Source organism: Arthrobacter sp. TMN-50 (assembly GCF_054511125.1).
Genome location: NZ_JBTNDG010000038.1, coordinates 1 through 1,260 on the forward strand (window position 1 = coordinate 1; position 1,260 = coordinate 1,260).

The following is a 1,260-nucleotide window of genomic DNA, read 5'->3' on the forward strand; positions in this document are numbered from 1 at the left end:
TAGCCCAGGGTTTTCTTGGTCTATGCGTTGACGGGGCGTGTTAATCGATGAAAGGTGCCCCTGACGTGGGAAAATGTTGTTACCACACACCATTTTGACCACACCAAAAGGAGCACCCTTCAGGTGACGATTCTACCCTCTGTTTTCCCCTCCATGCCGGTGGCCTTCACCGGCCAGTCGCTGGTATCCCACGCCGGAGCGCAGCTGGTGGCCGGTTTCGTTGACGCCCTGGGATTCCGGGAACTCTGCGAGGACCGCCTCGGCCAATTCACCCCAGCAGGCGCCACGCACCGGCCGGGCACACTGATCGGGCAGCTGGCGTTGATGCTCGCCGCCGGCGGCGAACACGTCTCAGACCTGGATATGTTCCGGACCCAGCCCGGCGTGTTCGGGACGGTAGCCTCCAACGCAACGGTCTCGCGGTTCTTCGACCGGACCGCGGCCAACCCCGATGCTTTCGCCCACGGCGCTGAAACACTTGCCCGGGCATTACGCACGATGGTGTGGGACGCGGCCGGTGAACACAGCCCGGCAGCCCGCGCGACCGCCGCCGACCCGGTCATCATCGACTTGGACGCCACCCTCGTGGCCTCGCACTCCGACAAAGAACGGGTGGCAGGGGATTACAAGGGCGGCTACGGGTACGCACCATTCACCGCCAGCATCGACTACGGCACCAAGCACGGTACCGGGGAGATCCTTGCCTGTCTGCTGCGACCAGGTAACGCCGGCGCGAACAACGCCGATGACCACATCGAGGTGTTCACCACCGCCGTCAATCAACTACCCGACGGGTTCTTCCACCAGGACGGCACCCTGAACGGGGAGAACATCCTGGTCCGTACCGACAGTGCCGGAGCGTCCCGGAAATTCCTCTGGCACCTCCACCACGCGCGAGCCCAATTCTCCGTGTCCTACCCCGTCCCGGCCAGTAAAGCCCACATGGTCGATTGGATCAGCGACAAACAATACTGGCAACCAGCCCTGGACACCCGCGGCAACAACCGCACCGATGCCTGGGTAATCAACGCCACCGACGTGATTCCCTTGACGGACTACCCGCCCGGGACGAACATCTATCTCCGGGCCGAACCATTGCACCCCGGCGCGCAGCCGACGCTGCTGGACGTGGACGAACACCGGATCACCGCGTTCCTCACGAACTCACCACACTGGCACGGCCCGCACCTCGACGCCCGGCACCGGCGGCGCGGGCGGTGCGAGAACCGGATCAAAACACTCAAGAACACCGGCCTGGGT

General features: G+C 64.0%; 1 protein-coding gene. It reads left to right on the forward strand.

Annotation, left to right across the window (positions count from 1 at the left end; genetic code table 11):
- Positions 1 to 153: 153 nt before the first annotated feature.
- On the forward strand, positions 154 to 1,260 hold a 1,107-nt coding region (locus ACX80A_RS15200; RefSeq protein WP_459260601.1), incomplete at its 3' end, for an IS1380 family transposase.